This window comes from Streptomyces sp. NPDC001515, assembly GCF_053597115.1.
Map to the genome: position 1 here is coordinate 113468 of NZ_JBSFHN010000027.1, position 6787 is coordinate 120254.

The following is a 6787-nucleotide window of genomic DNA, read 5'->3' on the forward strand; positions in this document are numbered from 1 at the left end:
AGACTCCCACCGCGGAACGTCGCGGACACGAACGGCGGGTGAACAGGCGATCCGGCGGAACGTGACTCCCTCCGCGCGGTGCACAACCGCACAGGCGCGCGGCGGCACGTCCGCCCGTGCGCCGGGGCGGCACGTCCGCACGTCCGCACGTCCCCCGGGACCCCACATCCGCCCGTCCGCCGGGGCCGCACGTCCGCACGTCCCCCGGGACCGCGTCTCACATCACGTCGAGCGTGGCCCGGCGCCGGCTGCCGCGTTCGAACACCGCGAGCAGGACGACGGCGACGACCACGTACCCCGCGCCCGTGGCCAGCTCGGCGGCGAGGCCCCGGCCGTCGAGTCCCGCGCCCGCGGACAACTGGCGTGCGGCCTCGGCCGCGTGCGTCATCGGCAGGACCTCCCCGACGGCCCGCATCCAGCCGGGCAGATCCCCTCGCGGCACATTGGCTCCGGTCAGGAGAAGGAGTACGGAACTGGCCACGTTCGAGATGAGGAAGACATCGCGGAACCGCAGCCCCAGGGCACCGAGCGCCAGCCCGAAGGCGGAGCATCCGGCAGCCGCCGCGAGCAGCACCGCCGCCAGTCCGGGCAGGGCCCCAACCGGAATCCGCAGTCCCAGGAGCAGGCATGCCATGGAGAGCGTGAAGACGCTGATGACAAGGCCGTTCAGTACATACGGGAGGGCGCGCCCGAACCAGAGCGGAGCCCTGTTCCGAGGGCTCAGCAGCACCGCTCCGAGCGTCCCGTACCGGCGTTCGTTGGCGATCGCCATCGTGCCGCCGTACACACAGGCGGTCGAGGCGGACACCACGGCGTTGCCGAGCAGGTAGAAGCGGTCGTCGGCCACCTGGAGCTGACGCCCCAGGAAGACGAAGAACAGCAGTTGCAGCAGCGGTCCGACCAGCAGGGTCCCGATGAACATGGGCGGCGTCGTCCAGTTGAACAGCGCCCGGTACGAGAGCGCGCCCCCGACGACGACGAGCCGCAGCGCGGACGCGGCCCGCGCCACGATCCCTGCCGCGGTGGGCTTCTCCCCGGGTACGGGAGGGGTTTCCGGGTCCGCGGCGGCGGTCGGGACGGATACGGGAGCAGGCATGACGGGACAACTCCTGGTGTGGACGCGACAGAGGGAACGCGACAGAGGGAAGCGGAGGGGCGAGGCGGCGGGGCCGGTCCCCGCCTCAGGCGAGGGCGAGCGTGGCGGCGGCCCGTGCCCGCCGTTCGACGCGCCCGAGGACGAGCACGGCGACCAGCGCGTACGCCGTACCGAGCCCTACGGCCACGGCCATCGGGACCAGCACCCCGGCGTTCCCGGCACCGCCCGACGTCGCGGCGTGCACCGCCTTCGACCCCCAGGTGGTGGGCAGCGCCCAGGACAACGGGCGCGTCCAGTCCGGAAGCACGGTGACGGGAACGAGCATCCCGGAGAGCAGCCACACGGGCGCGTCCAGCGGATTGGCCAGGGCGTTGGCGTTCCGCAGCAGGACGAACGTGGCCGCGAGCAGCAGCCCCATCATTCCGAGCGCCAGTACGCACACGGGCACGGCGACCAGGAACAGCAGCGGATGCGCGAAGTCCAGCGGTACGCCGAAGAGCACCGCGCCCCAGATCACCGTCGCCCCCATGGCGTAGGTGCCGATGACGGCGGTCGCCAGGGTGATCGGAAGGAGCACCAGCCAGAGCGGTGTGGGCGAGGCGACCAGCGTCTCCAGCGTGCCCAGCCAGCGCTGGTTCTGCACGGCGCCGCCGGAGCCGAACAGCACCGACGACCAGATCCCCATCAGCCCCGCCCCGACGGCCGCGGTCAGCAGCCGGTCCGGGTCGTCGGCGGCCCGGAAGAGATAGACGGCGAGCGTGGCATACACCAGGGGGACGAGAACGGCGAAGGTGATTTCGATCGGTGAACGGCTCATGTACGAGACATGCGTACGCACCCCGACGGCGATCAGGCGCAGGGCTCGCGCGGGCCTCATGCGGCGCCCCCGTCCCCGGACCGGCCGGACCTCACGGGCACCGCTCCGTCACCCCGTTCCGGATTCCGTTCCGCATCCGATTCCGGCTCCGCGTCTGGTTCCGCCTCCGATTCCGCCGGGTCCTGCGCCTCGGACTCCTCCACGATCGCGATATAGGCGTCCTCCAACGTGGGTTCACGGGTGACGACGCTTCCGACGCGCACCCCGTCCAACGCGGCCAGCACCTGCGTGTGCAGTTCCGCTCCGCGTTCCGTCTGCACGATGACGGCCTGTCGGCTGCCCCGGTCCTCGGCGGCGACCCCGTGGACGCCGGCCAGCCTCCGGATCCGGTCGAGGTGCTCCTCGCCCGCCCCGTACGCCTCGATCTCCAGCACACCCCGTTCCTGGACCCGTGCCTTGAGCCGGTCCGGGGTGCCCAGCGCGCGGATCGTGCCTCCGGCGATGACCGCGATCCGGTCGCACAACTCGTCGGCCTCGGCCATGTAGTGCGTGGTCAACAGCACGGTGGTGCCGCCCGCCCGCAGGTCGGCGACGGTACGCCGCAGATCGCGGGCGGCCACCGGGTCGACGCCGATGGACGGTTCGTCGAGGAACAGCACATCGGGCCGGTGGAGCAGCCCGCGCGCGATGTGCAGCCGCTGCCGCATCCCGCGCGAGTACCCCTCGACGCGCTCCTTCTCCCGGCCCGTGAGGCCCACCAGGTCGAGGAGTTCGGCGATCCTCCGCTTCTGGTCGCGCGGTTCGACGGCGTACAGCTCGGCGAAGTAGCGCAGATTGTCGAGGGCGGAGAGCCGGTCGTACAGACCCCGGTCGCCACCGAAGACGTAGCCGATCCTGCGGCGTACGGCGACGGGGTCGCCGGCCACGTCGCGCCCCAGCACCCTCGCGGTGCCGGAGGTGGGCAGCAGCAGGGTGTTGAGCATCTTGATGGTGGTGGTCTTGCCGGCGCCGTTGGGCCCGAGCAGTCCGAAGAGTTCGCCGCGCGCCACCTCGAAGGTGACCCCGCGCACGGCCTCGGTCGCGGTCCGACGCGGTCGCGGAAAACCGGTCCGGCTGATGTAGGTGCGGCGCAGGTTCTCCGCCTCGATCGCAAGCATGGCGGCGACGCTAGGACCCGCCGCCCGGCACCCGCCATCGATTCGGGGGCCACCGAATCCTCGCAGCCCATACCGCCCCGGCCCCGGCGCCGGCCGGCTCCGCACCGTTCCACCCCCGTCCTCCCTCAGGAGACGGCGCGCAGGACGTCCTCTCCCGAGAGCAGCGCCAGCAGGGCCCGGCCGCTGTCCGTGAGCTGGTAGTACACGCTGCGTCCGACCCGGTGCCGCGTGACGACGTCCGCCTCGGCGAGGACCGACAGATGCTCCGACACCGTGCTGGGAGCCAGCCCCAGCCGGTCGGCTATCCCGGCCGTGGTGAGCGGTCCGCCGAGCTGGCGCAGGACCGAGGCCCGGCCACGCCCCAGCAGCAGCCCGAGCCGGTCGCCTCCCCCGGAGTGCTCGGCGGGACGCTCCCGGAGCGCCGCCGCGCCCCGGGCCTGGAAGGAGACGGCCAGCACCTCGGGGTCGTCGGTGGAGTAGAGCCGGCAGCCCTCCGCGAAGACGAGCGGCACGAGCAGCAACCGCCGTTCCCCCGCCCGGTACTCGGCGTCGATGTGCTTGGTCAGCTCCAGCACCGGCGGCGTCCACCGGGCGCGGCTCTCCAGCCCGGTGAAGAGCGCGTCGATCCCCTCCGTGGCGAAGGTCCGGGCTCTGATGAGGACCTCGTCCTCGACCAGGCGGCGCATGGTGGGCCAGTGGGCCGCCATGGCCCCTTCCCAATACGCCGCGTACGCGTCGGCGAGGTCCGCGCAGGCGGCCTCCGGGTCCGTCAGATACGGGCGGATCAGCGGGTGGTCCTCAAGCTCCGCGTAGTGCTCGGCGACGCCTTCCCGGACGATGTCGGCCGGGGTGGCCCGTATCGCGTCCAGCTCCGTCTCGACCGAGGTGGCCCCGCACGGGCGCGGCAGCATGAAGTCCGGGAACTGGTCCGGCCCGTCGATCAGAAGTTTCAGCGGCTCCGTGCGGTCGTCCTCGCGCAGCACCGTACGGGCCTGTGCTGCCCATTCCTCGTACGGCCAGGAGGGGGTGCGGTGCGGCATGAGCAGGTGCAGGCTGCAAAAGGCGTCCCACAGCGGGCTGATGGTGATCCGCGTCGCGCCGAGCGCGGCCTCGTCCAGCTCGATACGGATCATCCGGCCGCCTTCCCGCCCGGGGGGAGAGGCTCCAGGAAGCCCTCCTCGACGAGCAGCCGGATGGCCTGCGGGGTGCGGTCGCGCAGCAGCACCGGGTCCTCGTTCATCACCTGGGCGATGGCGTCCAGGATCCGGCCCGCGGGCAGCGAGCCGTCGCACACGCCCGCGAACCCGGCGCCGACGGCGTCCACCCTCGTCGCGCGGCGCATGCCCCGGTTCTGACGGAGCACCACATGCTCCGGGTCCTCCGCCCCGGGCATGCCCACCTGCTCCTGCACGACCTCCGCCGCCAGGGTGAAGTGCCCGGCCAGGAGCGCGGCGTCGTCCTGCTCCCGCAGATAGTCCTGGCGGGCGAAGTGGGCCTCGACGGCCGGGCCGAGGGGCTGCTCCACCGCGTGCGGCCACTCCTCGATGACGATCGAGGGCGCTCCCGCGCCGGCCGCCGCGGACTTGCGCAGGGTGATCCAGCCGAAGCCGACCGCCTTGGTGCCCGTGGCCTCGAACGCGTCGAGCCACGCGTCGTACCGTGCGGCGTACTCCGCCGGGTCCGTGCGGTGGTCGCCGCTGTCGCGCAGCCACAGCTCCGCGTACTGCGTGATGTCCTGCACCTCGCGCTGGACGATCCACGCGTCGCAGCCGTCGGGGACCCAGGAGCGCACCCGGTCCTGCCACTCCTCGTCCCCCGTGTGCTGCCAGTTGGCCAGGAAGTGCGCGAAGCCACCGTCGTTGAGCCGGTCGCCCGTCCGCTGCACCAGGGTCCGGCACAGGTCGTCACCGGCCATGCCGCCGTCCCGGTAGGTGAGCCGGGCGGCGGGCGAGATGACGAAGGGCGGATTGGAGACGATCAGGTCGTACGTCTCCGAGGCGACGGGGTCGTACAGCGAGCCCTCGCGCAGATCGGCCGGAGCGGCGCCGGACAGGGCGAGGGTGAGCCGGGTGAAGTCCAGGGCGCGGGGGTTGAGGTCCGTGGCGGTCACACGGGTGGCGTGCTGGGAGGCGTGCAGCGCCTGGATGCCGGAGCCCGTACCGACGTCGAGCGCGGAGGTGACGGGCCGGCGGACGGTGACTCCGGCGAGGGTGGTGGAGGCCCCGCCGATGCCGAGGACGACGCCTTCGTCCCGCGAACCGATGCCTCCCGCCCCGCCGACCGCGCAGCCGAGGTCGGAGACGATGAACCAGTCCTGGCCGTCCGGGCCGCCGTACGGCCGCACATCGACGGTGGCGCGCACCTCCCCCTCGTACGAGGTCAGCCAGCCGTCCGCCAGGCACTCCTCCAGCGGGAGCACGGCGGCGGCCCGCTCGGCCGGCACCGGGCGCTGGAGCAGGAAGAGGCGGACGAGGGTGTCGAGCGGGGCGTCCCCTCTGGTCGCCCGCAGGGCCGGCACCGTCTCGCTGCGGGCGAGCGCGGCGTAGGCGGGGGCGCCGAGCAGGTCGAGCAGGCCGTCGGCGGTGAAGTCGGCGGCGAGCAGGGATTCGCGGAGTCGGGGCGCGTGGTCTGCGGCGGGAAGGCTGGTCTTACTCACATCACCCATTGTGACGGCTCCCACTGACAACGGCAGCGCCCCGGCCGGACCGGCGGGTCCGGCCGGGGCGCCCGACCGTGCGTTACGCCTTCTTGCTGGGCGAGGGAGAGGCTTCCTTCGACGCGCCGGCCGAGGGCGAGGCCGAGGCGGTGGGCTTCTGGCAGCCCTCCTGCTTGGCCATGGCCGTGCCGACCTCGCCGGACTGGAGCTTCTTCAGCGCCTGGTCACCGTTGGTGCTGATCTTGTTCAGCTCGTCCGCGATGCCCTTGAGGCCGTCGGCGAACTTCGCCTGGTCCTTCGTGTCGAGATCGTCGACCTGCTTCTGCAGGTCCGCGTAGGCCGCGGACGAGGCGTTGAGCTCCTTCACGGCCTCCTTCTGCGTCGTCTCGCCGTCGTCGACCGGCGGCGGGCCCGCCGAGTCGACCGCGGTGCCGAGCGCCTTGTACGCCTGCGAGATCTGCTGGAAGGCGGCCGAGTCGGTCTTCTGGACGTCGGCGGGCTTGCTGTTGTCGGCGGTCTGCTGCTGGATCGACGCGTTGGCGTTCGCGATCTTCTGCAGCTGGGGCTGGACCTGGTCGCAGACCTTCTTGGCCCAGTCGTTCACCTTGTCGTCGCTGTCGTCGCCGCCGCATCCCGACAGCATCAGCACGAGTACCGCACCGCCGGACAGCGCGGCCGCACACTTCTTGTTCACCGGATTGGTCCCTTCCAAGGCTCTCGGCCCCGGAACTTACACGCCGAACGGCCTCCATCCGGGTGCCGGTCGTCCGGTGGATGGGCTTTTGCAGCCATTTGCACCAAGGGAAACGAGGGAGATACAACTCACCCACACGGCCCCCGCATCCGGGAACACCCGAGCGACATGCCACGTGTCCAGGTGATTCCCGAACGACCTGAGGCGCGTGCGACCACAGCACCCCTCGCACGTCTCCGTCGACGGAACGAACCGGTGGGCGCGCCCTCATATCGAGGTTCCGCACCTCCTGCGCCCCGCCCGCGAACACCCCGCCACCGTCGCGGAATTCGTCGGGCTCGCCCGCGCCGTCGCCGCCGACCGCGCG

General features: G+C 72.2%; 6 protein-coding genes and 1 pseudogene. 1 reads left to right on the forward strand and 6 read right to left on the reverse strand.

Annotation, left to right across the window (positions count from 1 at the left end; translation table 11 throughout):
* Nucleotides 1-217: 217 nt before the first annotated feature.
* The 6 genes from ACWCXC_RS26500 to ACWCXC_RS26525 form a co-directional block, all read right to left on the reverse strand.
* Complete coding sequence (locus ACWCXC_RS26500) at nt 218-1096, reverse strand: ABC transporter permease (RefSeq protein WP_450685247.1); 879 nt, start codon at nt 1094-1096, stop codon at nt 218-220.
* Nucleotides 1097-1181: 85 nt separating this feature from the next.
* Entirely contained in the window at nt 1182-1973 is a 792-nt protein-coding gene (locus ACWCXC_RS26505) for an ABC transporter permease (RefSeq protein ID WP_450685246.1), read from the reverse strand.
* A complete protein-coding gene (locus tag ACWCXC_RS26510) occupies nt 1970-3070 on the reverse strand; it encodes an ATP-binding cassette domain-containing protein (protein ID WP_450890727.1) in 1101 nt (366 codons plus the stop codon). Before ACWCXC_RS26510 ends, ACWCXC_RS26505 begins: the two co-directional genes overlap by 4 nt.
* Before the next feature lie 125 nt (nt 3071-3195).
* On the reverse strand, nt 3196-4203 hold the full coding sequence (locus ACWCXC_RS26515; protein ID WP_450685244.1) for a helix-turn-helix domain-containing protein: 1008 nt from the start codon (nt 4201-4203) through the stop codon (nt 3196-3198).
* On the reverse strand, nt 4200-5735 hold the full coding sequence (locus tag ACWCXC_RS26520; RefSeq protein ID WP_450890728.1) for a DUF7059 domain-containing protein: 1536 nt from the start codon (nt 5733-5735) through the stop codon (nt 4200-4202). The genes ACWCXC_RS26515 and ACWCXC_RS26520 overlap by 4 nt, the downstream gene beginning before the upstream one ends.
* A gap of 73 nt (nt 5736-5808) precedes the next feature.
* Entirely contained in the window at nt 5809-6420 is a 612-nt protein-coding gene (locus ACWCXC_RS26525) for a small secreted protein (RefSeq protein ID WP_450685242.1), read from the reverse strand.
* Nucleotides 6421-6691: 271 nt separating this feature from the next.
* Here ACWCXC_RS26525 and ACWCXC_RS26530 point away from each other — a divergent pair.
* Nucleotides 6692-6787: pseudogene (locus ACWCXC_RS26530) on the forward strand (cysteine dioxygenase); the annotation flags it as partial.

Bases quoted from the DNA above. Each gene is read 5' to 3' on its own strand.
- ACWCXC_RS26500 (WP_450685247.1), bottom strand. From the start codon at position 1,096: ATGCCTGCTCCCGTATCCGTCCCGACCGCCGCCGCGGACCCGGAAACC.
- ACWCXC_RS26505 (WP_450685246.1), bottom strand. From the start codon at position 1,973: ATGAGGCCCGCGCGAGCCCTGCGCCTGATCGCCGTCGGGGTGCGTACG.
- ACWCXC_RS26510 (WP_450890727.1), bottom strand. From the start codon at position 3,070: ATGCTTGCGATCGAGGCGGAGAACCTGCGCCGCACCTACATCAGCCGG.
- ACWCXC_RS26515 (WP_450685244.1), bottom strand. From the start codon at position 4,203: ATGATCCGTATCGAGCTGGACGAGGCCGCGCTCGGCGCGACGCGGATC.
- ACWCXC_RS26520 (WP_450890728.1), bottom strand. From the start codon at position 5,735: ATGGGTGATGTGAGTAAGACCAGCCTTCCCGCCGCAGACCACGCGCCC.